The 23,229-nt window shown below is 72.1% G+C and carries 20 protein-coding genes and 2 pseudogenes; 8 read left to right on the forward strand and 14 right to left on the reverse strand.

The genetic code is table 11. The features are described 5' to 3' along the window. Positions 1-127 precede the first annotated feature (127 nt). The 5 genes and pseudogenes from ABZ267_RS15405 to ABZ267_RS15425 all read right to left on the reverse strand — a co-directional run. Positions 128-1,135: a TerC family protein gene (locus ABZ267_RS15405; RefSeq protein WP_356748627.1), complete on the reverse strand. Its 1,008-nt coding sequence runs from the start codon at positions 1,133-1,135 to the stop codon at positions 128-130. 241 nt (positions 1,136-1,376) lie between these two features. Continuing rightward, positions 1,377-3,302 carry a TerD family protein gene (locus tag ABZ267_RS15410; RefSeq protein ID WP_356748629.1) on the reverse strand — a complete coding sequence of 642 codons (1,926 nt, stop codon included), beginning with the start codon at positions 3,300-3,302 and terminating at the stop codon, positions 1,377-1,379. Between the two features lie 119 nt (positions 3,303-3,421). Further along, the gene (locus ABZ267_RS15415; protein WP_015607863.1) at positions 3,422-4,000 is read right to left on the reverse strand and encodes a TerD family protein; all 579 of its coding nucleotides are present in this window, start codon (positions 3,998-4,000) and stop codon (positions 3,422-3,424) included. Between the two features lie 181 nt (positions 4,001-4,181). Next, complete coding sequence (gene uvrB, locus ABZ267_RS15420; protein ID WP_356748631.1) at positions 4,182-6,311, reverse strand: excinuclease ABC subunit UvrB; 2,130 nt, start codon at positions 6,309-6,311, stop codon at positions 4,182-4,184. A gap of 123 nt (positions 6,312-6,434) precedes the next feature. Beyond that, positions 6,435-7,049, reverse strand: a pseudogene (locus tag ABZ267_RS15425) (MHYT domain-containing protein); the annotation flags it as partial. A 285-nt stretch (positions 7,050-7,334) separates the two neighbouring features. Here ABZ267_RS15425 and ABZ267_RS15430 point away from each other — a divergent pair. From ABZ267_RS15430 to ABZ267_RS15440, 3 genes are all read left to right on the forward strand, one after another. Further along, on the forward strand, positions 7,335-8,222 hold the full coding sequence (locus ABZ267_RS15430; protein WP_356748633.1) for a glycerophosphodiester phosphodiesterase family protein: 888 nt from the start codon (positions 7,335-7,337) through the stop codon (positions 8,220-8,222). An 81-nt stretch (positions 8,223-8,303) separates the two neighbouring features. Further along, the gene (locus ABZ267_RS15435) at positions 8,304-8,861 is read left to right on the forward strand and encodes a methylated-DNA--[protein]-cysteine S-methyltransferase (RefSeq protein ID WP_356748635.1); all 558 of its coding nucleotides are present in this window, start codon (positions 8,304-8,306) and stop codon (positions 8,859-8,861) included. Between the two features lie 272 nt (positions 8,862-9,133). After that, positions 9,134-10,333: an MFS transporter gene (locus tag ABZ267_RS15440; protein ID WP_356748905.1), complete on the forward strand. Its 1,200-nt coding sequence runs from the start codon at positions 9,134-9,136 to the stop codon at positions 10,331-10,333. A gap of 11 nt (positions 10,334-10,344) precedes the next feature. On the opposite strand, the gene ABZ267_RS15445 is transcribed toward ABZ267_RS15440, so the two are convergent. Continuing rightward, the gene (locus tag ABZ267_RS15445) at positions 10,345-10,707 is read right to left on the reverse strand and encodes a cupin domain-containing protein (protein ID WP_356748636.1); all 363 of its coding nucleotides are present in this window, start codon (positions 10,705-10,707) and stop codon (positions 10,345-10,347) included. Between the two features lie 105 nt (positions 10,708-10,812). Here ABZ267_RS15445 and ABZ267_RS15450 point away from each other — a divergent pair, with 105 nt between their 5' ends. Continuing rightward, positions 10,813-11,745: a pseudouridine-5'-phosphate glycosidase gene (locus tag ABZ267_RS15450; protein WP_356748638.1), complete on the forward strand. Its 933-nt coding sequence runs from the start codon at positions 10,813-10,815 to the stop codon at positions 11,743-11,745. Beyond that, positions 11,742-12,668: a PfkB family carbohydrate kinase gene (locus ABZ267_RS15455; protein WP_356748640.1), complete on the forward strand. Its 927-nt coding sequence runs from the start codon at positions 11,742-11,744 to the stop codon at positions 12,666-12,668. Before ABZ267_RS15450 ends, ABZ267_RS15455 begins: the two co-directional genes overlap by 4 nt. Here ABZ267_RS15455 and ABZ267_RS15460 read toward each other — a convergent pair. Together ABZ267_RS15460 and ABZ267_RS15465 are read right to left on the reverse strand one after the other, a co-directional pair. Then, positions 12,665-13,309 (reverse strand): uridine kinase, encoded by a 645-nt coding sequence (locus tag ABZ267_RS15460; protein ID WP_356748642.1) that lies wholly within the window; start codon positions 13,307-13,309, stop codon positions 12,665-12,667. The genes ABZ267_RS15455 and ABZ267_RS15460 overlap by 4 nt on opposite strands. 80 nt (positions 13,310-13,389) lie before the next feature. After that, a complete protein-coding gene (locus ABZ267_RS15465) occupies positions 13,390-14,067 on the reverse strand; it encodes a winged helix-turn-helix transcriptional regulator (protein ID WP_356748644.1) in 678 nt (225 codons plus the stop codon). 86 nt (positions 14,068-14,153) lie between these two features. On the opposite strand from ABZ267_RS15465, the gene ABZ267_RS15470 reads away from it, so the two are divergent. Continuing rightward, a complete protein-coding gene (locus ABZ267_RS15470; RefSeq protein WP_356748646.1) occupies positions 14,154-15,365 on the forward strand; it encodes a pyridoxal phosphate-dependent aminotransferase in 1,212 nt (403 codons plus the stop codon). Positions 15,366-15,681: 316 nt separating this feature from the next. Here ABZ267_RS15470 and ABZ267_RS15475 read toward each other — a convergent pair. From ABZ267_RS15475 to ABZ267_RS15490, 4 genes and pseudogenes are all read right to left on the reverse strand, one after another. Beyond that, positions 15,682-15,767, reverse strand: a pseudogene (locus ABZ267_RS15475). A gap of 60 nt (positions 15,768-15,827) precedes the next feature. After that, positions 15,828-16,559, reverse strand: a complete 732-nt coding sequence (locus ABZ267_RS15480; RefSeq protein ID WP_356748648.1) for a hypothetical protein — start codon at positions 16,557-16,559, stop codon at positions 15,828-15,830. A 59-nt stretch (positions 16,560-16,618) separates the two neighbouring features. Continuing rightward, positions 16,619-17,974: an SWIM zinc finger family protein gene (locus ABZ267_RS15485; RefSeq protein WP_356748650.1), complete on the reverse strand. Its 1,356-nt coding sequence runs from the start codon at positions 17,972-17,974 to the stop codon at positions 16,619-16,621. Further along, positions 17,971-20,943 carry a DEAD/DEAH box helicase gene (locus ABZ267_RS15490; protein ID WP_356748652.1) on the reverse strand — a complete coding sequence of 991 codons (2,973 nt, stop codon included), beginning with the start codon at positions 20,941-20,943 and terminating at the stop codon, positions 17,971-17,973. Before ABZ267_RS15490 ends, ABZ267_RS15485 begins: the two co-directional genes overlap by 4 nt. Before the next feature lie 344 nt (positions 20,944-21,287). Here ABZ267_RS15490 and ABZ267_RS15495 point away from each other — a divergent pair, with 344 nt between their 5' ends. Beyond that, positions 21,288-21,641 carry a hypothetical protein gene (locus tag ABZ267_RS15495; RefSeq protein ID WP_356748653.1) on the forward strand — a complete coding sequence of 118 codons (354 nt, stop codon included), beginning with the start codon at positions 21,288-21,290 and terminating at the stop codon, positions 21,639-21,641. 28 nt (positions 21,642-21,669) lie between these two features. On the opposite strand, the gene ABZ267_RS15500 is transcribed toward ABZ267_RS15495, so the two are convergent. After that, the gene (locus ABZ267_RS15500) at positions 21,670-22,368 is read right to left on the reverse strand and encodes a class I SAM-dependent methyltransferase (protein WP_356748655.1); all 699 of its coding nucleotides are present in this window, start codon (positions 22,366-22,368) and stop codon (positions 21,670-21,672) included. A 56-nt stretch (positions 22,369-22,424) separates the two neighbouring features. On the opposite strand from ABZ267_RS15500, the gene ABZ267_RS15505 reads away from it, so the two are divergent. Then, the gene (locus ABZ267_RS15505; RefSeq protein WP_356748657.1) at positions 22,425-22,757 is read left to right on the forward strand and encodes a DUF6343 family protein; all 333 of its coding nucleotides are present in this window, start codon (positions 22,425-22,427) and stop codon (positions 22,755-22,757) included. A 62-nt stretch (positions 22,758-22,819) separates the two neighbouring features. On the opposite strand, the gene ABZ267_RS15510 is transcribed toward ABZ267_RS15505, so the two are convergent. Beyond that, a complete protein-coding gene (locus tag ABZ267_RS15510; protein ID WP_356748659.1) occupies positions 22,820-23,185 on the reverse strand; it encodes a tetratricopeptide repeat protein in 366 nt (121 codons plus the stop codon). Positions 23,186-23,229: the final 44 nt, after the last annotated feature.

The following is a 23,229-nucleotide window of genomic DNA, read 5'->3' on the forward strand; positions in this document are numbered from 1 at the left end:
CCCGTCCGGGGCCGGTGGGCCCCGGACTCCTCTCCCGTACACGCACAGCGGCCGGGGTGGACGGGCTCGCGCCCCTCCGCCCCGGCCGCTGCCGGTGGATCCCTGTGCCGCCCTCGGCGGCCCGGGGTCAGCTGCTGACGCTCTCCGGCTGCTCGTCGGAAGCGTCGACGCTCTTCGCCTCGGCCTCGGCCGCCTCACGCTTCTTGTTCGCGATCAGGCTGGTGATCGTGGTGACCACCAGGACGCCGCAGATGACGGTGAGGGAGAACGGGATGGAGATCTCCGGCACGTGCACCCCGGACTCGTGCAGCGCGTGCAGCACCAGCTTGACGCCGATGAAGCCGAGGATCACCGACAGGCCGTAGCTGAGGTGGACCAGCTTCTTCAGCAGACCGCCGATGAGGAAGTACAGCTGCCGCAGGCCCATCAGCGCGAACGCGTTGGCCGTGAAGACGATGTACGGGTCCTGGGTCAGGCCGAAGATCGCCGGGATCGAGTCCAGCGCGAACAGGACGTCGGTGGTGCCGATGGCGAGCATGACCACCATCAGCGGCGTCATGACGCGCTTGCCGTGCTTCTGGATGAAGAGCTTCGTGCCGTAGTACTGGTCGGAGACGCCGAAGCGCTTCTCGATCGACTTGAGGAGACGGTTCTCCTCGAACTCCTCTTCCTCCTCGCCGGCCCGGGCCTCCTGGATGAGCTTCCAGGCGGTGTAGATCAGGAACGCGCCGAAGATGTAGAACACCCACGAGAAGTTCGCGATCACGGCGGCACCGGCGGCGATGAAGATCGCCCGGAGCACCAGCGCGATGAGCACACCGATGAGCAGCACACGCTGCTGGAGGTGCGAGGGCACCGAGAACTTCGCCATGATCAGGACGAAGACGAAGAGGTTGTCGACGCTGAGCGACTTCTCGGTGATGAATCCGGCGAAGAACTCGCCGGACGCCTGGCTGCTGCCGAACACCAGCAGGCCGAGCCCGAAGACGACGGCCAGCGCGATCCAGACGATCGTCCAGATCCCGGCTTCCTTGGTCGACACGTCATGGGGCTTGCGCCCGATGAAGAAGTCGACGGCGATCAAGGCTGACAGACCAATGATGGTCAGAGCCCAAAGGGTCCATGAAACGTCCACTGCGCCTCCGGCAGTTCGCTACGGCTACTGATCAGCGTCGTCGCTGCCGGAGGTCTCTTCCACCCTGGCACACGGGATGCGTGCCGGGCCGACGCCCCGGGACCGGTCACGGTCCGTACTGACGGGAACGTCGCGTAAGGAGTACTCCCCTCCGTGGTCCGTACAGTACATGTACCACCAAGGATAGGTAAAGAAAAAGGTAAAGAGGAATCAAAATAAGCAGGTCAGGTACGGTCGGTGGTCAACGGTCGGCAGCTCGGCGGGCCGCTGTGACCGCCGCGAGGACCTGCTCCAGGACGCGGCTGCCCGGTGGTGTCACCGGCGGCTCATATGTCCAGGCGTGACCGACCCAGGGGTCGGCGAGGTGGCTGTCGGCGACCGGAGTGATCCGCAGCAGCGACCGCCACAGCGGGTCGAGCACCGGCCCGTACGCACTCGCATCTTCGCGATCCGCCACCACCAGCAGATGCACGCCGACCGCCGGGCCCTCGTCGGCGAGGTAGCGGAGCTGGGTGACGGCCCGGTCGTCGAAGCCGTGCGGGAAGTCGTTGACCACCAGGAGCTGCTCGCCGGTGTCCAGGTCGGGCGGGAGCGAGTCGGCCGCCCCGGCCCGCACCGCCATCTGCACCAGGTCCACGCGGCGGGTGAGGTGGGCGAGGACCGCGGCCACTCCTTGCGGCCCGGCGGCCGGCGGTCCGGCGAGGACACCCGCGTCGACCAGCGGCGCGAGCGGCCCCGCCGCCGCGCCCGCCGGGTCGATGACGTGCACCGCGAACTCGCCGGGCGGGTACACCGCGAGCAGCCGGGCCGCGTGCAGGACGGCGGTCTCCATCGCCAGGCGGCGGAGCCGGTCGCCGTCCATGAGCGCGGCGGCCTCGGAGGCCGTACGCCCGCTGTCCACCCACATCCCCCGCTCCAGCGGCAGCCGGACCAGCAGCGGGATGCGCAGGTCGGTGCGCTCGGGCAGATGGAGGTCGCCCAGGCGCAGGGCCATCGGCAGCTCCATCGGGATGCGGTGGGCGTGCCAGACGGGGTTGTCCCAGCCGGCGTACGCGGCCGGGAGCGCGGGCTCGACGACGGCGGCCTCGGCGGCCAGCTGCGCGAGGTCGCGGTCGAGGACCTCACGGGCCCGGGCGGTCAGCTCGTCGCGCTTGGCGCGGGCCTCCTCGCGGACCCGGTCGCCCGCGCCACCGATCCGGTTGCGCGGGTCGGACAGCGACCGGTCGAGCTCCTGGTCCATCCGGGACTCGGCGAAGTCCACGGCGCTGCGGTAGGCCGCGGCAGCCCGTGCCAGGTCCTCGAACATGCCCCAGATCTGGTTGTAGAGCCGCTCGTCCATCGACCAGCCGGTGGCGTCCCCGGCCACCGGCTGCGCGGCCTGCCCGGGCGGTGCCGGGGGCGCGGTGGGCGGCGGCGTCGGCGGGGCGGCGTGCTGACGGCGCGGGTGCGCGTAGTCGATGGGGCCGCCGGGGGTCGGGTCGGGGTCTGGTGATGGTTGTACGGGGGTGGCTGCCGGAGGCGCGGCGGGCGCGGGGCCGGGGTCCGAGGAGCCGGAGGCGTGGCGTACGTGGTCGCCTTCGGGCGTGCGGGGCGGTGGCGGGGCCACCGAGCGGGCCAGGGAGCGGGCGACCGCCTCCTGGATGGACGCGGCCAGCTCGGCCGCACCGGACAGGCCCTGGTCGGCGAGCATCTCGGCCAGCCCGGCCGCGTACCCCTGGCCGACGGCCCGGACCTTCCAGGCGCCTTGGCGGCGGTAGAGCTCCAGGGCGGTGACCGCCGACTCGGTGTCGAGGCCGGTGAGCGTGAAGGTGGCGATCTCGGTGCCGTCGAGCCCGGTGACGGCGACGAAGGGCGCGGCGGTGGCGCCGAACCGGGCCGGGCCGCCCGCGCCGACCGGGAGGGCGAGCAGCACGGTGACCCGGTGGACCGCCTCGGGCAGGGCCTCCAGGTCGACGGCGAGGCGGTGGCCGGCCGCGGCCTGCTGGGAGACTTCGAGGCCGGGGAGCTGGGGCGAGCCGGGGTGGGCGATCCACTCGGCGCCGCGCACCACGCCGTTCTCGTCGCCGAGGGTGGCGCCGGCCACGACGGGTGTGCCCGCCGACACCCGGATCTCCAGACGGGTCTGGGGCAAGGTGTGGTTCTGCCCGCGGACCAGTTCGGCCGTCATTGCGCTGTCCCCCTCGACGATGTGTGCTGTGCCCGCGCCCCGCGCGCGGTGCGGCTCCCGGAGGCGGGTGTCTCCGGGAGCCGCAGGTGCCGGTGCCGGCCTGATCCGGTCCGGTCCGCCTACAGGTGGGGCAGGATGGAGGGCATCAGGTCCTGGAAGGTGCGGCCGTTGGCCGGGTTTCCGAGGGCCGTCATCTGCCAGCCGCTGCCCGCGCGGTGCACCTTGGCCATGATCTGGGCGGTGTACTGGCCGCCGCCGTCCAGCGTGTACCGGGCGAGCTCCTGGCCGTTGGTCTCGTCCACGATGCGGCAGAAGGCGTGTCGGACCTCCTGGAACGTCTGGCCGGTGAAGGAGTTCACCGTGAAGACGATCTGGTCGATGTGGACCGGGACGCGCTGGAGGTCGACGAGGATCGCCTCGTCGTCGCCGCCGGAGCCGGCGCCGCCGACCAGGTTGTCGCCGGTGTGCTTGACCGAGCCGTCGTCGCTGACGAGGTGACGGAAGAACACGACATCGACCGGCTGCTTGTCGGCGAAGAGCACCGCCGAGGCGTCCAGGTCGATCTCGCGGGTGCGCGAGCCGAACAGACCGCGGCGCGGAGCCGCCTGCCAGCCGAGCCCCATCCGTACCGCCGTCAGGGTCCCCCCGTCGCTCTTCTGCAGGCTGATGGCCTGACCCTTGGTCATGTTGACCGTCACGCGCTGTCCCCTCTCGGCATTGCCCCGCAACCGTCCGTGTGCGGTTTCCCCGCACCCTACGCATTCCCCCCGGCGCGGCAGCAGCTTCGGTCCGTTTTTGTGTCGGTCTTGCAACACACCGGGCGAGCCACCGGCGGACGGCGGTCGCCGCGCGCCGGTGGGCCGTCCGGCGGGCCGGGCCTCAGGCGAGGCCCGCCTCCTTCATCTGGCGCAGCTCCTTCTTCAACTCGCCCACCTCGTCACGCAGCCGGGCGGCGACCTCGAACTGCAGGTCGGCGGCGGCGGCCCGCATCCGGTCGGTCATCTCCTCGATGATCCCGGCCAGTTCGGCCGCGGGACGGTCGCTGACCACCGCACCGGGCGAGGCGCCCTTGGTCTTGGCGCCGCCCTTGGCCGCCTTGGCGCCGAGCGTCGGCACCGGCGTCTTGGCCTCCTTGCCCTGCCGGTAGCCGGTGCCGAGGAGCTGCTCGGTGTCGATCTCCTCGCGGGCGATGGTGGCCACGATGTCGTTGATCTTCTTGCGCAGCGGCTGCGGGTCGAGACCGCGCTCGGTGTTGTACGCGATCTGCTTCTCGCGGCGGCGGTTCGTCTCGTCGATGGCCTGCGCCATCGCCGGGGTGACCTTGTCCGCGTACATATGGACCTGGCCGGAGACGTTTCGGGCGGCGCGGCCGATGGTCTGGATGAGCGAGGTGCCCGAGCGCAGGAAGCCCTGCTTGTCGGCGTCGAGGATGGCCACGAGGGAGACCTCGGGAAGGTCGAGGCCCTCGCGGAGGAGGTTGATGCCGACCAGGACGTCGTACTCACCGGAGCGCAGCTCGCGCAGCAGCTCGATGCGGCGCAGGGTGTCGACGTCGCTGTGGAGATACCTGACCTGGATGCCGAGCTCCAGGAAGTAGTCGGTGAGGTCCTCCGACATCTTCTTGGTGAGGGTGGTGACCAGGACCCGCTCGTCGCGCTCGGTGCGCTTGCGGATCTCGTGCACCAGGTCGTCGATCTGGCCCTCGGTCGGCTTGACGACGATCTGGGGGTCGACCAAGCCGGTGGGGCGGATGATCTGCTCGACGAAGCCGTCGCCGCGCGAGAGCTCGTACTTGCCCGGGGTGGCGGAGAGGTAGACCGTCTGGTCGATCCGCTTGAGGAACTCCTCCCACTTCAGCGGGCGGTTGTCCATGGCGGACGGCAGCCGGAAGCCGTGGTCGACGAGCGTCCGCTTGCGGGAGGCGTCGCCCTCGTACATCGCGCCGATCTGCGGCACGGTGACGTGCGACTCGTCGAGAACGAGCAGGAAGTCCTCGGGGAAGTAGTCGAGGAGGGTGTTGGGCGCGGTGCCGGGGGCCCGCTCGTCGAAGTGCATCGAGTAGTTCTCGATGCCGGAGCAGCTGCCGATCTGGTGGAGCATCTCGATGTCGTACGTGGTGCGCATCCGCAGCCGCTGGGCCTCCAGCATCTTGCCCTGCTTCTCCAGCTCGGCCAGGCGCTGCTCCAGCTCCTCCTCGATGCCCCGGACGGCCCGCTCCAGCCGCTCGGGTCCGGCCACGTAGTGGCTGGCGGGGAAGACGTAGAGCGACTGGTCCTCGCTGATGACCTCGCCGGTCAGCGGGTGCAGCGTGGAGAGGGCCTCGATCTCGTCGCCGAACATCTCGATGCGGACGGCGAGCTCCTCGTAGACCGGGAAGATCTCGATGGTGTCGCCGCGCACCCGGAAGGTGCCGCGGGTGAAGGCGAGGTCGTTGCGCGTGTACTGCATCTCCACGAACCGGCGCAGCAGCTGGTCGCGGTCGGTCTCCTCGCCGACCTTGAGCTGGACCATGCGGTCCACGTACTCCTGCGGCGTGCCGAGGCCGTAAATGCAGGAGACGGAGGCGACCACGACGACGTCGCGCCGGGTGAGCAGCGAGTTGGTCGCCGAGTGGCGCAGCCGCTCGACCTCCTCGTTGATCGAGGAGTCCTTCTCGATGTAGGTGTCCGACTGCGGGACGTACGCCTCGGGCTGGTAGTAGTCGTAGTACGAGACGAAATACTCCACCGCGTTGTTCGGCAGGAGCTCGCGGAACTCATTGGCCAGCTGGGCGGCGAGCGTCTTGTTCGGCGCCATCACCAGGGTGGGGCGCTGCAGCTTCTCGATCATCCAGGCGGTGGTCGCCGACTTGCCGGTGCCGGTCGCGCCGAGCAGGACGACATCCTTCTCACCTGCGCGGATACGCCGGTCCAGCTCGGCGATGGCCGCCGGCTGGTCGCCGCTGGGCTGGTAGGGACTGACGACCTCGAAAGGCGCCACCGAACGTTCGATCTTGGAAACGGGCCGCATGCAACCACCGTACGGCCACCCACTGACAACGGCCTCGGATCGGCGCAACGGGCCCCGTCCCGCACGCTCGCGCGGCAGCGGCGGAAGCGCTCAGTCCGGTGTGAGGTGGTCGGAGGTGAGGCCGGGCGCTGTCGGGTGCAGGTACACGCCGAGCGAGGCCATCCCGGTGTAGTGCATCCCGGTCACCGCGACGGCCATCATGGCGCCCGCGCCCAGGCCGGAGAGGAGCGCGCGGGTGGAGAGGGCGGCGCGGAGCGCGGCGGTGGCGGCGGTCGCGGCGATCAGGACCGAGAGGACGACCAGAGGTGTCTCGTACGTGAAGTGTCCCCGGAAGCGGATGCCCGCCATGCCCAGGTAGTGCGTGGAGGCGATGCCGAGGCCGGTGAGGGTGCCGCCGGTGATCAGCGCCATGCGGGTCGCGCCCCGGTACCCGACAATGAAGAGGCCGACGCCGGCCATCACGACCGCCACGGCCAGGCCGGCGAGGATGTAGGGCTTGTCGTGGGAGAGCGGTGCCTCCACGACGGTGAAGCCCGTCATCGCCACGTAGTGCATGGTCCAGATCCCGGAGCCGATGGACAGCGCACCGAGCGCCAGCCGGCCGGCCTTGAAGGAGCGTGCCGTGCGGGGAGATCTGACGGTGAAGCGGAGCCCCAGAGCGGCTCCCAGGCAGGCCACGAGGAAAGCCAGGACCGGGATCACCGGGCCATGGGTGAATCCGTCAACCGTTCCCTGCACTCCGGCACGCCCTTCGAGAAAGCCCGGGTTCGATGGGTGTCCCCCAGGGCCCGACAGGCATATGTAGGGAACACATTTTATCGGCCCGGGACCGTGCTCCCGGCCGTCCGGTGTGTTCCCCGGGCCACTCAGGTGGCTCCTGGCCACTGCGGTGGCTCCTCCTGGTCACTCAGGTCGCGCGGATTCCGCGAATCCGTTCACTCCGCGGCCATCGCCGCCCCGCACGGCGTTGGCGGGCCGCTGACAGTCTCGCCGTGTCCGCACACTCCGATACGAGGAGTCCACGTGTCCGTACGCACCGCAACCGCCTCCACCGCCGCGGCCGTGCTCGGCGCCGGCGCGCTGCTGCTGCCCGCCGCCCATCCGCAGGAGACGGCCGCCCTGACCTCCGACCCGCGGACGAGCCCGGTCGTCGTGGCCCATCGGGGCGCTTCGGGCTACGCGCCGGAGAACACGCTCGCCGCCGCGGACGCCGCGAAGGCGCTCTCCGTCGAGTGGGTGGAGAATGACGTCCACCGCACCAAGGACGGTGTGCTCGTCGTGCTGCACGACACCGACCTGAAGCGCACGACGAACGTCGAGGAGGTCTTCCCCGGCCGCGCTCCGTGGGCGGTCAAGGACTTCACCGCCGCGGAGATCGCGAAGCTCGACGCGGGCAGCTGGTTCGGGTCCCAGTTCACCGGCACCCGGGTGCCGACGCTCAGCCAGTTCGTGAACCGGCTGGAGCGCAACCGGCAGAAGCTGCTCCTGGAGATCAAGAGCCCGGCCACCTACCCGGGCATCGAGCGGGACATCCTGCGTGTGCTGGGCCAGGCGGGATGGCTGGACCGCTCGCACGTACGGGACCGGCTGGTCATACAGAGCTTCGGCGCCGACAGCGTCAAGGAGGTGCACGCCCTGCGCCCCGACATCACCACCGGCTTCCTGGGCACCCCGCCGGTGGCCGACCTCCCCGGGTACGCGGCGTTCACCGACCAGATCAATCCCTCGTACGCGACGATCGACGCCGACTACGTGGCGGCCGTGCAGCGGCTCAAGGGCCCGCACGGCAAGCGGCTGCGGGTCAGCACCTGGACGGTCAACGACGCGGCGAACGCGGCCAAGGTCCACGCCTACGGCGTGGACGGCATCATCACCAACTATCCCGACGTGGTGCGTGACGCGACGCGCTGACGCGGCGGAGGCAGGCGCCGGGCCGGTCGGTCTCCGCCGACGGGCCCGGCGTTGTCAGGGGCCGGTCGTACCGTGGACGGCATGAACAGCTACGGGCCCGGTGGGGAGCCGGCCGTCGAGTGGTCCGTCGTGGAGAGCGCGATCGGACCGATGCTGCTCGCCGCGACCTCCGCCGGTCTGGTGAGCGTGGCCTTCCACGCGCGTCCCGACGTGCGGGACGCGGCCCTCGCCCAGTTGCGGGCCCGGCTCGGCGCGGAGCCGGTGGAGGCGCCCGGCTCGGAGCGGCTCGCCGAGCCGATACGCAGGCTCGCGGCCTACTTCGCGGGTGAGCGGCAGGACTTCGGCCTGGAGCTGGACTGGTCGCTGACGGCCGGTTTCCACCGCGAGGTGCTCCGCGAGCTGGAGTCCGGAGTGCCGTACGGGACGGTCGTCGGGTACGGGGAGCTGGCCGCGCGGGTCGGCCGGCCGGAAGGCGCGCAGGCCGTGGGGGCCGCGATGGGGTCGAACCCGCTGCCGGTGGTGGTGCCGTGCCACCGGGTGGTGGAGAGCGACGGCGGCCTCGGCGGGTTCGGAGGCGGGCTGGAGACGAAGCGGCAGCTGCTGGCGCTGGAGGGAGTGCTGCCGCAGCCGCTGTTCTAAGGCCTGCTGCTTCGGCAGAGGCTGTTCCGGCGGAGGCTGTCTCAGGCAGAGGCTGTCCCGGAGCCTTTTCAGGAGCCTCTCGCTACGGCCGTGACGTGGCGCAGGCGCGATTCCCGGGCGCTTCCCGAACGCATCGGCGGCCGGTTCACTCGGACGGGTGCAACACGCCGTTCATCCAATGGCACACTGCGCCGGTGACACCATCACTCCTCCGCTCCGCGCCTCCGATCACCGCCGCCACGCTGCCCGCGCTCCAGCGCCGGACCTCGGCCGTGCTCGTCGTCAGCCAGATACTCGGCGGCCTCGGTGTGGCCATCGGCATCGCGCTGGCTCCGATGCTGGCCACCGAGGTGACCGGCTCCGAGGCGCTCTCCGGGCTGGCCCCGACCGCGTCCGTCGCCGGTACGGCGCTGCTGTCGCTGCCGCTGCCCGCCCTGATGACCTCGCGTGGCCGGCGCCCCGGTCTGGTGCTCGCCTATCTGATCGGTGCGCTCGGCGGTGCTCTGGTGGTCCTCGGCACGGTGGTGCGCAGCTTCCCGTTGCTGCTCCTCGGGATGGCCGCGTTCGGCGCCGGGTCCTCCGCCAACCTCCAGGCCCGGTTCGCGGCGGCCGACCTGGTAGGGCCGGAGCGGCGGGGCCGGGCGATCTCCACCGTCGTCTGGGCCACCACGATCGGCTCGGTGGTGGGCCCCAACATCGCGGCGCCGGCGGGCCGGGTGTTCCGCGAGACGCCGGTGCCCGAGACCGCGGGCCCCTACCTCTGGTCCGCCGTCGCCTTCCTGCTCGCCGGCGTGATCGTGGCCGTACTGCTGCGGCCTGACCCGCTCCTCACGGCCCGCGCCCTGGCTCCGCAGAGCCCGCAAGGAGCGCGGAAGCGGTCCCTGCGCGCCGGGGTCGCGGCTGTCCGTGAGTCGCCGATGGCCAAGCTCGCGCTGGGCACCGTCACCGTGTCGCACACCGCCATGGTGTCGATCATGGTCATGACCCCCGTCCACCTGGGCGGACACGGCGCCGGTCTCCAGCTGATCGGGCTGGTCATCAGCGGGCACATCGCGGGCATGTACGCGTTCTCACCGGTGATGGGATGGCTGGCCGACCGGTTCGGCCGGCTATCGGTGATCGGCCTCGCGGTCGGTCTGCTGAGCTGCGCCGCGCTGCTCGCCGGCACCGCCGGGCCACGGCACGGCCAGACCGCTCTGGGCCTGTTCGTGCTCGGCCTCGGCTGGTCGGCGGGCATGATCGCCGGTTCGGCGCTGCTCACCGACTCCGTGCCGCAGGACGCCAGGGCGGCGGTGCAGGGCCTGTCGGACCTGTCCATGAACGCGGCGGCCGGGATCGGCGGAGCGACGGCCGGAGTGATCGTCGCCCAGTGGGGGTACGGCCCACTGAACGCCGTCGGTGCCGCGCTGCTGCTGCCGGTGGCCGCGCTGGCGCTGCGGCGGAGCATGAGGCCTTCCATCGCCGGAGGCTGAACCACCGAGCCTCAGAGGCTGATGTGGTACGCCTTGCGCAGCGTCTCGTGGACCGTCCACGTCGTCCGGTCACCTTCCCGCAGGACACAGGCGTCCCCCGGACCGATCTCCAGCGTCGCGCCGCCTTCCACCGCCACGGTCGCCCGTCCGCTGACGACCACGAACAGTTCGTTCGCCTCGGTGTCGGTGACCACGCCCGGCGTGATCTGCCAGATCCCGCGCACCTGCGTGCCGTCGGCGGACTCCCACAGCACCTTGCCCGTCACCTCGGGCTCGCCCGAGACGATCTGGGCCGGATCCAGCGGCTCCGGTTCGAGCTCGGCGTCCGGGATGTGTACGGCGAAGGAGGCGGGGGCCTGGTCGTTTGTCGTCATGGCCGGTCACCTTAGCGACCACTTCCGGCCGACCCGTCACCAGGACCGGCCGGAACCCGTCCTCCCGTGGTTTGCGGCCCTCCCGCCCGCGACAGGGATGGGGACATGCCACAGAACAGCGACACCTCCTACGAGCCGGTCCTCTCCGCCGAGGTACGCGCGGCCCTGGCCGGCGGACTGCCCGTGGTGGCCCTGGAGTCGACGATCATCGCGCACGGACTGCCGCGTCCGCGCAACCTCAAGGTGGCCGTCGAACTGGAAGGGATCGTCCGGTCCGCCGGCGCCGTCCCGGCGACCATCGCCGTTCTGGACGGTGAGGCCCATGTGGGTCTGGAGAAGGACCAGTTGGAGCGGGTGGCCGCCGACCCGGAGGTCCGGAAGCTGGGCCACCGCGATCTCGCGCCCGCCCTCGCGCTCGGAGCGAGCGGAGCGACCACGGTCTCCGCGACGGCGTTCCTCGCGGCGCGGGCTGGCCTGCGCTTCTTCGCCACCGGCGGATTCGGCGGCGTCCACCGGGAATGGGCCGACAGCCAGGACGAGTCCGCCGACCTGCGGCTGCTCGCCCGCACCGGGATCACGGTGGTCTGCGCGGGCGTGAAGTCGATCCTCGACGTCCCGGCGACGCTCCAGCGGCTGGAGACCCTGGGCGTCGGCATCCTCGGATACGGCACCGGCCACTTCCCCGGCTTCTACCTGAGCAGCTCCGGCCAACCGGTCGACTGGACCGTGCACAGCCCGGAGGAGGTGGTGGAGGTGGTCCGGGCCAAGGAGGCGCTGGGCGGCCCGGAAGCCGCGCTGATCGTCGCCAATCCCGTACCGGAGGAGGACCAGTTGGATCCGGCGCTGCACGACCGGGTGCTCGCCGAGGCGCTCGACGCGTGCCGGGAGCGTGGGATCTCCGGGCAGGGCGTGACGCCGTTCCTGCTGGACCAGTTGATGCGGCGGACCGAGGGAGCGTCGCTGGAGGCGAATCTGGCGGCGGTGCGCGGGAACGTGCGGCTCGCGGCACGGATCGCCGCAGCGGCGGCCGTACGGTGACCGACGCGGGCCCGGCGACCGGGCGCGGGCTCCTCGTGGTCGGCGAGGTGGTCACCGACGTCGTGGCACGGCACGGCTCTCCGCTCGTCCACGGCACGGACACCGCCGCCCACATTCTGAGCGTGCCGGGCGGTGCGGGCGCCAACGTGGCGTGCTGGGCGGTGCGTTCGGGGTGCCGGGACGTGGCGCTGGTGGCGCGGGCCGGCGTGGAGTCCGCCGCCTGGCACCGGGAGGCGCTGGAGCGGGCCGGGGTGCGGGCGCTGCTGGCGGTGGACGACGAGGTGGCGACCGCGACCGTCATCGCGCTGGTGGACGCCGCCGCCGAGCGGACGTTCCTCACCGACAGCGGGGCCGTACTGCGCCTGGCCACCGAGGACTTCGCACCGTCGATGCTGGACGGCGTGGGACGGCTGCACCTCTCCGGCTATCTCCTGTTCGCCGCGGCGAGCCGTGTCACGGCGCTGCTCGCTCTGCGTACGGCTGTGAAACGAGGCGTTCCGGTAAGTGTGGATCCGGCGTCGGCGGGGTTCCTCGCGGAGCTGGGGCCGAAGCGGTTCCTGGAGCTCGCCGACGGGGCCGAGCTGCTGCTGCCGAACGCGGACGAGGCCAGGCTGCTGACCGGACTGCCCGAACCGGAGGAAGCGGCGGCCGAGTTGAGCCGTACGTTTCCACGGGTCGCCGTCACCTTGGGCGAGCGGGGTGCGTTGGTGGCCGCCGGAGGCGTGGTGACGGGCCGGGTCCGGGCACCGGCGGTCCGGGAGCCGGTCGACTCGACGGGGGCGGGTGACGCGTTCACCGGCGGGTTCCTCGCGGCTCTGCTGGCCGGTGCGGACGACGAGGCCGCGGCGGCGGAGGGCTGCCGGGCCGGGGCCGAGGCGGTGACCACGGTGGGCGGCCGCCCACCTGGGCAGAACGAGCCCTAGAGGCCGTCCAGCCCCGACCACGCCGGATGGTGCGGGTCGTCCGCGCGCACGGTCACGTCCGCCGCGTCGGCGGGCGCCGCCTCCTCCTCGTACCGCGCGAAAGCCGGCAGCGTCCACCGCTCCTCCTCCGGCGTACGCCGTCGCAACGCGCCCGGCGAGAGCCGCACATGGACGCTCAGCGCGAACGGGAACCAGTGGCCGAGCAGCAGCGGCCCGTGCACGATCACCACGCCGCCCTCCGGCAGCCGGTGGTACGGCGTGCGCGTGGCCCGGTCCGTCACCGGGTCCCACAGATCGGGCAGCACCCGCCCGGTACCGCCCGCCTCCAGCGGCCCGAACACCTCGCGCCAGAGCGCGCCCGTGTCGAACCAGCTGTCCGCGTACGCGTCCGGGTCCTCCTTCCCGTACTCGAACCGCAGGCTCGCCGGCCGCAGGAAGCCCTCGGTGGAGACCACGAGCACCGACCGGCCGCGCAGCCTCAGCTCATCGGCGAGGCGTTCCGCCAGGTCACTGGTGCGGGCGGCCGGGGCGCCGTCGATGCCGAGGGTGAGCCAGGGCGCTCCGTCGGCGGCGGCGAGGCCGTCGGCGTGCCGGGCCAGCTCGCCGGCCAGCCGTTCCCAGGTGATCGCTTCGAGTCGCACGCCTCCATCATCCCTGCCGGAAGACGCGGCCTCGGTGGTCGCACGCCTCCATGATCCATCCCGGCCGACGCGGCCCCGCGTCACCCGCCGCGCAGTTCGGCGGCGAGCGCCCCCTCCCCCGCCACCTCGATCCGCCCGTCCTTGACCGCCTCCGCGAGCGTGACCTCGCCGCGTCCCAGCGCCAGGCACAGCTCGGCGTCCAGCGTGATGCGGGCATCGGGCCGCACCGCCGGGCCGAACCCGTACGGCTCGCCTTCCGACTCCACCGCCGCGCCCACTCCCGTGCGGACATGGAACTCGCCCTCGTCCAGCCGCACTTCGAGGACGCCTTCCTGAGTGAGCCCCGGCAGCGCGCGCAGCAGCGGCAGAGCGAACCAGTGGGCGCGCACGGCGTCGGTGGGACGGCGTTCGGTGAGTGCGGGCGCTCCCCACTCGGCCAGGGCGGCGAGGACCGGGAGCAGGCCGTGGCCGCGTTCGGTCAGCTCGTAGACCGAGGCGGCGGCGGGCGGCGGGAGTTTGCGGCGTACGGCGAGGCCGCTCTGCTCCATGTCCTTGAGGCGGGAGGCCAGGACGTCGGTGGAGACGCCGGGCAGGTCGGCGTGGAGGTCGGTGTAGCGGCGAGGTCCGGCGAGCAGTTCGCGGACGATCAGCAGCGTCCACCGGTCGCCGACGGAGTCGAGGGCGCGGGCTGTGGCGCAGAACTGGTCGTAGCTCCGGCGTCTGACGGGGCGTGGGGCGGCGGGCTGCTGACGTGGCATGCGACGCAGTCTAGACACGTTGTTGGACTTTCCAAGCTCTCACTTGGTAAAACCAAGTATCGCAGTTCGGCTCGGGGAGGCACCGCATGGAGTTCCGGCAGTCCAGCAAGCTCAACGAGGTCTGTTACGAGATCCGGGGCCCGGTCATCGAGCACGCCAACGCCTTGGAGGAGGCGGGCCACAGCGTGCTCCGGCTCAACACGGGCAATCCGGCGCTCTTCGGCTTCGAGGCGCCGGAGGAGATCGTCCAGGACATGATCCGGATGCTGCCGCAGGCTCATGGCTACACCGATTCGCGCGGCATCCTCTCCGCGCGGCGCGCGGTGGCGCAGCGCTACCAGGCCATGGGGCTGACCGAGGTCGGCGTGGACGACATCTTCCTCGGCAACGGGGTCTCCGAGCTGATCTCGATGGCCGTGCAGGCGCTGCTGGAGGACGGCGACGAGGTGCTGATCCCGGCGCCCGACTTCCCGCTCTGGACGGCGGTGACCACGCTCGCGGGCGGCAGGGCCGTGCACTACATCTGCGACGAGGAGTCCGACTGGAACCCGGACCTCGCCGACATGGCGTCGAAGATCACCGACCGGACCAAGGCCGTCGTGATCATCAATCCGAACAACCCGACCGGCGCGGTGTATCCGCGCGAGATCCTGGAAGGCATCCTGGATCTGGCCCGCCGGCACAACCTGATGGTCTTCGCCGACGAGATCTACGACCAGATCCTGTACGACGGCGCCGAGCACCACAGCGCGGCCGTCCTCGCACCGGACCTGGTCTGCCTCACCTTCAGCGGGCTCTCGAAGACGTACCGGGTGGCCGGGTTCCGCTCCGGCTGGATGGTGGTCTCCGGTCCGCAGCAGCACGCCCGCAACTATCTGGAGGGCCTCACCATGCTGGCCTCCATGCGCCTGTGTCCCAACGCGCCCGCGCAGTACGCCATTCAGGCCGCGCTCGGCGGCCGGCAGTCGATCCGGGAGCTGGTCGCGCCGGGCGGCAGGCTGCACGAGCAGCGCGACCGGGCCTGGGAGCGGCTGAACGAGATCCCCGGCGTCTCGTGCGTGAAGCCGAAGGGCGCGCTGTACGCGTTCCCGCGCATCGACCCGAAGGTGCACCCCATCGTCGACGACGAGAAGTTCGTCCTCGACCTGCTGCTGCGGGAGAAGATCCAGGTGGTGCAGGGCACGGGCTTCAGCTGGCCGCGCCCGGACCATTTCCGCATCCTGACCCTCCCGTACGCCGACGACCTCGACGCGGCGATCAGCCGCATCGGCCGCTTCCTGAACGGATACCGCCAGTGAGTGGGCCGCAGGGTTCCAAGGGCCTGCCCCCGGAAACGGGAGCGGGCCCGGAGGCGTAGCCGGCCTCCGGGCCCTGAGTGTGCCGCCCATCTCGCACGCCGGCACGTTTAAGGGTCCGGGTCAGTCATGATGTCGTCGCGTCCTGCCTTTGGACCACCGCAGATCGAAAGCTCTGCGGGCCGGACTTGAACCGGCATCTCGACGCGCGCGGGCCCGGGCCCGTTCGATCCGGCGATCGGCGGCGAATGCTGAGTCTGGAGCAAGAGTCTGAGATTGACGGCGGTCTGCCTCTGCCTGCTTGGGCTACTCCGGCCCGTGCCGGAGGGAGGAGTCGAACCTCCACTGGAACCGCGCCTTCACGACAAGCTTCAGTTTCAGCTTGCGCTCCTCGCGCACCCCGGCGGCCTTGATCGGTTACCGGGGAATCCATGGTCGGTCACCTGAAGAGATGACCGAGGCCGGTCACCCGAAGAGGTAACCGAATACCGCATCACCCACCCGCTGGTCGGTGACCTCGACGCCGTTGGCCTCCTCGCGGGCGAACTTCACGGCCTGCTGGAGCTTCTCGACCCGGTCCAGCAGCTCGTTGACGCGCCGCACGGGCAGTGCGCCGGAGAACTTGACGGTCGTCCAGTAACCGATCGGGATGTCCTCGTAGTACACCTCGACCTGCGCCGGGTGCTTCTCGGTGGCCTCCGCCTTCACATGGTTGCGGGGCACCTTCTTCGTCCGGAGTGTCCGGACCGGCTCGGTCTTCCAGGAGTCGGTGGACGGGTCCTGCCCCCAGGCCTCGGCGGCGTCCAGCACCGGCAGCTTACGGATGAAGGTGTTGAGGTCGGTGAGCTGCTTCTCCAGGAAGAGCAGGTACGAGACCGGAACCTCGGCCACCAGCACCCGGCCGTCGACCTTCACGTCGGCCCTGGCGGAGCAGTTCGCCCAGTCCTTCGTGGCGGTCACGTCGAAGAGCCGGGTGAGCGTGCTCGCGGTGTCCCGGAGCACATCCTCGGCCTTGACCTGGACCAGCGTCGACTCGGGCGGAAGCTGCTCGCCCTCCTCGTCCTTGGGCTGGTAGGTCCGGGAGATCCCGGCCAGCAGTCCGGCTTTCTGCAGACCGTGGTGGGCCGCCGTCAGGTCCTGGTGCGCCTTGGACTTGACGCCCTTCTCCACTGCGATGATCTGATTGAGTTTCGCCACGTCGAGGACGGTAACAGCGCCAACTGGGCTGTGGCCAAAGGTTTTGCCGTACGCAGGTGTCATCTGACGTACGACGGGTCGACGTCGTCCGGAGCCGTGGTGAGCGTGTCGCCGGCCATCAGTCCTTCGAGGGCGGCGACCGGGTCGGGGTCCGGGGTGGCGCGGGGCCACCAGTCCTCGGCGCCGGGGTCGGACTCGTAGCCGTACCAGCGGGCGTCGTGACCGAAGCGGAGCTGGAGCGTGCCGGCCGGGTGGGTGAGGTGGTTGCGCCAGGGCGTGAAGCGCGGGAACTCGGCGGCGGCCAGCAGCGGCCTGGCCCGGTCGAACGGGCCGGCCGGCGGGTCCCAGGGCTCCTCAAGGACCGCGAGCCCCTCGGCCCCGCCCTGCCGCCAGGCGGCCACCGCGCGGGCCAGGTCGGTGGTGTTGCGGCCGGTGGCGTGGGCCAGCTCCCGGTAGAGCGCGCGGGTGGTGGCGGTGAGCCCGGCGGTCGGGCGTGAGGCGGCGATCCGGACGGCGTCCTGCCAGGCGGTGAGCCCGGCCAGCGGATCGCGGCCCGTCGTCAGGAGCGCGTGGGCGCGGGCGGCGGCGTCGGTGGCGAGGTGGTCCAGGCCCAGCGGGTCGCGTGCGCCCGGCAGGTCCGGGTAGGACGGCGGCTGGCCCGGATACGGCGGTACGGGAAGGGGCGCCGGGAGCGGCGGCAGGTAGCGGTCCGCGAGGGCGTCCGCCGCCGGGACCGAGGGGACAGCAGGGGCGGCGGGGCGCTCGCGGGCGGTGTGGACGGCGTTGCGGCGGCCCAGCTCGTCCAGCAGCTCGCGCTCGCCACGGCCCCGCATCAGCAGCAGGACGAACGGGTCGCTGTCGAGCAGCCGCGCGGTCTGGTAGCAGAGCGCGGCGACATGCTTGCAGGGCCGGCCGTGGTCGGGACACGTACAGCTCGGGTCCAGGTCGTTGCCGCCGGGCAGCAGCCGGACGTCGGCCTCCCGCGCGGTGTCGGCCAGGGAGTGCGGCATCTCCTTGGCCAGCAGCGCGGAGAGGTGGCCCGGATGGACGGCGACCGCGTCGAGCAGGGTGTCCCAGCCGGTGTCGGTGAAGGGGCGCAGACGCAGCTCGGCGCGGTAGGGACGGGCACGGCTGCCGTGCACATAGGCGACGACGCGTCCGGGAGTGACGGTGATCGCGGCGACCTTGCCTTCGTCGGCGTACGTACGGCCGCGGGCGAGCCGGGCCTCGTCCATCGACAGCGACTCCAGCGCCGCCACCCAGGCACGGCCCCACCAGCTGTCGGCGAACGGCTCGCCTTCCTGAGAGGTGCGGGCGGGCACGGCTTCGAAGGTACGCCGCAGATCGTCGGGGCCGGGACGGGCACGAGGGGCCGATCGCCGGGCGGCCGGGCCGGTGGTCGGGCGCGGGCTCATGCGGGCCTCCGCAGTGAGACGAGGTCGGCCAGGTCGCGGTCGCTCAGCTCGGTGAGGGCGGTCTCACCGGCGCCGAGGACCGCGTCGGCGAGGGCGCGCTTGGACTCCAGCAGCTCGGCGATCCGGTCCTCCACCGTGCCCTCCGCGATGAGGCGGTGGACCTGCACGGGCTGGGTCTGGCCGATGCGGTACGCGCGGTCGGTGGCCTGCTCCTCCACGGCCGGGTTCCACCAGCGGTCGTAGTGGATGACATGCGCGGCGCGGGTCAGGTTGAGCCCGGTGCCGGCGGCCTTGAGGGAGAGCAGGAAGACGGGGACCTCACCGGACTGGAAGCGGTCCACCATCCGCTCCCGCTCGGCCACCGGTGTACCGCCGTGCAGGAGTTGGGAAGGGATCGCGCGGGAGGCGAGGTGCGCGGAGAGGAGCTTGGCCATCGTCACGTACTGCGTGAAGATCAGGACCGAGCTGTCCTCGGAGAGGATCGTGTCGAGCAGCTCGTCCAGCAGGGCGAGCTTGCCGGAGCGGCCGGTGAGCCGGGTGGGCTCCTCCTTCAGATACTGCGCCGGGTGGTTGCAGACCTGCTTGAGCGAGGCCAGCAGCTTCATGACCAGGCCGCGCCTGGCGATGCCTTCGGCCGCCTCGATCTGCGCCATCGTCTCGCGCACCGCCGCCTCGTAGAGCGTGGCCTGCTCGCGGGTGAGGGAGACGGGGTGGTCGGTCTCCGTCTTGGGCGGCAGCTCGGGAGCGATGCCGGGGTCGGACTTCTTGCGGCGGAGGAGGAAGGGACGGACCAGCCGGGAGAGCCGCTCGACCGCCTCCTCGTTGCCGAGGCCCGCGGCGGTGCCGGTGTTCTCCACGATCCGGGCGTGCCGGGCCCGGAACGCCTTGAGCGGGCCGAGCAGTCCGGGGGTCGTCCAGTCGAGCAGGGCCCACAGCTCGGAGAGGTTGTTCTCCACCGGGGTGCCGGTCAGGGCGACCCTGGCCGGGGCCGGGATGGTGCGCAGGGCCTTGGCGGTGGAGGAGTGCGGGTTCTTGACGTGCTGCGCCTCGTCGGCGACGACCAGGCCCCAGGTGTGCGCGGCGAGCTGGGTCGCGCTGGAGCGCATGGTGCCGTACGTGGTGAGGACGAAGCCGCCGTCCTGCTCGCCGAGGGTACGGTCGGTGCCGTGGAAGCGCCGGACCGGCACGCCGGGCGCGAAGCGGTTGATCTCCCGGTGCCAGTTGCCGAGGAGGGAGGCCGGGCAGATGACCAGCGTGGGCGCCTGCTGGGCGCGGTGGAGGTGGAGCGCGATGAGGGTGATCGTCTTGCCGAGGCCCATGTCGTCGGCGAGGCAGCCGCCCAGGCCGAGCGAGGTCATCCGGTCCAGCCAGGCCAGGCCGCGCAGTTGGTAGTCGCGCAGCGTGGCGTCGAGGCCGGGCGGCGGTGCGATCACCGTGTCGTCGGCGAGGATCCGCGTACGGAGTGCGGCGAGCGCTCCGACCGGGACGGCCGCGACCTGCTCCCCGTCCACCTCGGCGCTGCCGGTGAGGGCGACGGCCAGCGCGTCCACCGGGTCCAGCAGCCCGAGCTCCCGCTTGCGCGCCTTGCGGACGAGGTGCGGATCGACGACCACCCACTGGTCGCGCAGCCGCACCACCGGGCGGTGCGCTTCGGCGAGGGTGTCCATCTCGGCCTCGGTGAGCCGCTCGTCGCCCAGCGAGAGCTGCCAGTTGAAGGCGAAGAGCTGCTCGGCGTCGAAGAACGAGGTGCCGTCGGTGGCCGATCCGGGCGCGGGCCGCACGACGGCGGCCGCGGTGAGCGATCGGGCCAGCTCGCGGGGCCAGTGGACGTGGACCCCGGCGGCCGCCAGCCGGGCTCCCGCGTCACTCAGCAGCTCGTACAGCTCGTCCTCGGTGATCGCCAGTACATCGGGCACGTGCTGGTCCAGCAGCCGCTGCAGCGGTCCCCAGACCCGGGCGGCCCGGCGCAGCGCCAGCACCGCGTCGACCCGGGCTCGCGGCCCGAACGGCTCGCCTGCGAGCCCGTTCCAGAGGGCGGCCGCGTCGACCACGTACGTCGGGTCGGCGAGGCTGTGCACCTGGACGACGGCCGCGGCGGCATGGCAGAGCGCCGGGTCGTCCGGGTGCTCCGGGGCGCCCTGATCACTGTCCTCCCGGGAGGCCGTGACCGCGTAGGTGTCGGCGGTGTCGAACAGCTCGTAGGCGGAGAGGTCGAGCCTGAGCGAGACCCGCACCCCGGCGTCCAGCCCGGAGGCCACCTCGACGGCCCAGGCGGCGGCATGGGGCAGGTGCTGCGGCTCCCGGGCGGCGAAGGCCGCGCCCATCGCGAAGGCGGCGGCCGGGGTGCGCGGGAGCGTGTCGGCGACCGCGTCCAGGAAGGAGCCGATCAGCGCCTCCGGGTCGGGCAGCCGGAGCGGGTCCTGCTCCGGGAGCGGCGTCGCGTATCCCTCGTACGGCATCGCCGCGGCGGTGGCCCGCAGGTGCGCGACGTCCTCCGCGTCCCGTGGGCCCGCACGCCAGGCGTCGTCGCCGTCCGCCGTGAGACCGGGCAGGAGCCTGCCGCGCGCGACCAGGTGGAGTGCGTGCAGCGCGGCCGCGCCCCAGCAGCGGGTGGCGGGATGGGCGGACGCCTGGTGGCGGGCGCGGACGAGCACGGGGAGCGCGTCGTCCACGGAGAGCAGCGCGGCGGGCACCTCGGCGCTCCGGACACCAGGTGCGGCCCCGTCCCGCCGGACCACGGTGAGCTGGTGCGGGCTGTACGGCACGGCGTCGGCGGGGGACCCGTCCGCGTAGGCGAAGGAGGACCCACCACGCCCGTCCGCGTGCGGGTCCCAGAAGGCGATCCGGCCCTCGCGCGGGACCGGGCCCGGCAGGAAGACCGCCGCACAGCGCAGCAGGCGGCCGACGTCCGCGGTGCGCGGCTCGCCACCGCGCGGGTCGTGTGCGTCCCGAGTTGTTGCTGCTGCCATTCCGGCCACCTCCTCCCACCAGATCCACCGAACCGACCAGCACGGTCATGCTGACTCTGCGAGTCTAGGCGGGAGGTCTGACAACCCTTCCTCCGGTTGCGTCACCGCAGCTCAGAGCGGTATCCGGCGCGCTCAGGACCGGTCCGGCGCCGGTTACGCCCGGTGACGGGTGGCGGGGCCTCCGCATGGTCCGTCCCTCGCCCGGTCGGCCGCGCACCGGATGCCGTGGCGGTGGGAAGCGGGCAGGGTGGCCAGCGCCAGCACGTCTCCCGGCGTACCGATGAGAGCCGGAGACGTACCGAACGAGCCGGACGAGCACCGGACGAGCAGACGAGGACCCGCCCATGTCCGTGACCGCGCCCGATCCCCGCCGACGCCGTCTCGGCGCCGTCGCCGCCGCCTCGCTCCTCGCCCTCACCGTCTCGGGCTGCTCCGGTCTCGGCCGCACCGCCGTCGGCCCGGTGACCTACCACACCGACCGCGAGGCGGTGGTGCAGGTGAACAGCCCCTCCGTGCGCGGCTGCCACCGGCTCTCGCCGGCCGGAGCCCGCGAGATCGAGAACGGCACGCTGGTCGACATCGTCCTCTACCCGACCCGCGACTGCTCCGGTCAGGGCACGGCCTATGTGGCCACCCGGTTCAGCGATGTGGCGCCCGAGAGCGGCCCGCCGTGGCGCAGCTACACCTTCGTGCACTGAGGCAGGGACCGTGGCCGGTGCCCGGCCGTCACGGCACGGGCCGGGCCAGCAGCCAGGTGCCGTCGGCGGTGAGAGTGCGGTCCACCGTGAGTCCCGCCGCCGCCAGGTGTCCGGCGAGCTGATCGTCGGACAGCTCCCGCGACAGGAACGTCTGCGTCCACCGGGCGTCACCGAAGTCGTACTCCGCGCGCACCGACCGCACCCCGTCCCCCACCGGCAGCGCCGAGACGATCCGGATGACGCAGCCGGACGCGTCGACCCGCTCCCACGGCAGCTCGGAGCGGTGGGCGACGCCCTCGCGCTGGATGAGGACGATCCCGCCGTCCTTCACGTGCCGGCGGCAGACGCGCAGCATGCCGTCCCGCACCCGGTGCTCGCCCGCGTGGACCAGGAACGAACCGAGCAGCACCACATCGAACCGCTCGGCGCCGAGGTCCAGCGTCTCGATGGCGCTGCGCACCGTACGCGCGCCGGCGATCTGCTCCAGCATCTCCGCCGACTCGTCCACCGCCGTCACGGCGAAACCGCGCTCGACGAGCGGATGCGTCACCCGGCCCGCTCCACAGCCCAGTTCGAGCAGGCTCGCGCCGGCGGGAGCCACCGACGCGATCACCTCCGGCTCATCGCCGACGGCCAGGCGCCGGTAGAGCTCGACGGCGCACCCGTCCGGCGTGATGGCTCCCGGCCCCGTCCCCGTATATCCCTCGCGTACCGGTGATTCACCCATGAAGGACCAACGGCCGGCCTCGGTCCATCGGTTCCCGCTACGCGCCTCACGGGTCCATGCTGGAGGGTGAGGTGATCGCCATGCGTACCGGCAGTGAGCCCGCGACCGCCCGCAGTCCGCTGCGGATGCGGCTCTGGCTGAGTCTCTGGGGGACGTTCTGGGCGCTCTTCGGGCTGGTGGCGTTCTCGCTGGTCGGGCGGCCGGGCTGGGCGGTGGCCTGCGCGGTGCTCCTGGCCCTCACGCTCCTGGACCTCGGCGTGGTCACGTACCGCATGCGCCAGGGAGCGCACTTCCAGCCGGGTCGGGACGTGCCGCCGTACGAACCCGACCGCGGCGGGCGTCCTCGGTGGCGCAGACCGACCCCTGGAGACCGTACGAAACCTCCGTGACGGCCCGGAGGGCTCCGGCGCGCGGATCCGGACGCCGTGACGCCCCGAAGAGCCTCCGGTGCTCACTCCGCGTCGAACCTGGCCGCCTTCAGATACTCCGGCTTCGGGTCCAGCGCCGCCGCGAGCCGGAAGTGCCGCGTCGCCGCCTCCGGGCGGCCCGCCCGCTCGAAGGTGCGGGCCAGTGCGAAGTGGGCGAACGCGTTGTCCGGCTCACGCTCCAGCACCAGCTCGAACTCCAGCTCGGCGGGGCGCAGTTGCGCGGCGGCGAAGAAGGCGCGGGCCCGGAGGAGCCTGGCGGCGGTGTTCTCCGGGTGCGCGGCGATCACCGAGTCGAGCAGTTTGACCGCGCCCCGGGGATCCCGGGCGTCGAGCAGTTGCTCGGCCGCGCGGAAGTCGATGACATGGGTTTCCGGGTTGCTCTCAGGCACGGTCGCATCCTTCCTGTCGCTCCCGGGTTTCCAACGTCCACCCG

Source organism: Streptomyces sp. NPDC006174 (genome assembly GCF_040614075.1).
Lineage (GTDB): Bacteria > Actinomycetota > Actinomycetes > Streptomycetales > Streptomycetaceae > Streptomyces.

Bases quoted from the DNA above. Each gene is read 5' to 3' on its own strand.
- ABZ267_RS15410 (WP_356748629.1), bottom strand. From the start codon at position 3,302: ATGACGGCCGAACTGGTCCGCGGGCAGAACCACACCTTGCCCCAGACC.
- ABZ267_RS15470 (WP_356748646.1), top strand. From the start codon at position 14,154: ATGGAGTTCCGGCAGTCCAGCAAGCTCAACGAGGTCTGTTACGAGATC.
- ABZ267_RS15450 (WP_356748638.1), top strand. From the start codon at position 10,813: ATGCCACAGAACAGCGACACCTCCTACGAGCCGGTCCTCTCCGCCGAG.
- ABZ267_RS15465 (WP_356748644.1), bottom strand. From the start codon at position 14,067: ATGCCACGTCAGCAGCCCGCCGCCCCACGCCCCGTCAGACGCCGGAGC.
- ABZ267_RS15445 (WP_356748636.1), bottom strand. From the start codon at position 10,707: ATGACGACAAACGACCAGGCCCCCGCCTCCTTCGCCGTACACATCCCG.
- ABZ267_RS15490 (WP_356748652.1), bottom strand. From the start codon at position 20,943: ATGGCAGCAGCAACAACTCGGGACGCACACGACCCGCGCGGTGGCGAG.
- uvrB (WP_356748631.1), bottom strand. From the start codon at position 6,311: ATGCGGCCCGTTTCCAAGATCGAACGTTCGGTGGCGCCTTTCGAGGTC.
- ABZ267_RS15485 (WP_356748650.1), bottom strand. From the start codon at position 17,974: ATGAGCCCGCGCCCGACCACCGGCCCGGCCGCCCGGCGATCGGCCCCT.
- ABZ267_RS15495 (WP_356748653.1), top strand. From the start codon at position 21,288: ATGTCCGTGACCGCGCCCGATCCCCGCCGACGCCGTCTCGGCGCCGTC.
- ABZ267_RS15505 (WP_356748657.1), top strand. From the start codon at position 22,425: ATGCTGGAGGGTGAGGTGATCGCCATGCGTACCGGCAGTGAGCCCGCG.
- ABZ267_RS15435 (WP_356748635.1), top strand. From the start codon at position 8,304: ATGAACAGCTACGGGCCCGGTGGGGAGCCGGCCGTCGAGTGGTCCGTC.
- ABZ267_RS15500 (WP_356748655.1), bottom strand. From the start codon at position 22,368: ATGGGTGAATCACCGGTACGCGAGGGATATACGGGGACGGGGCCGGGA.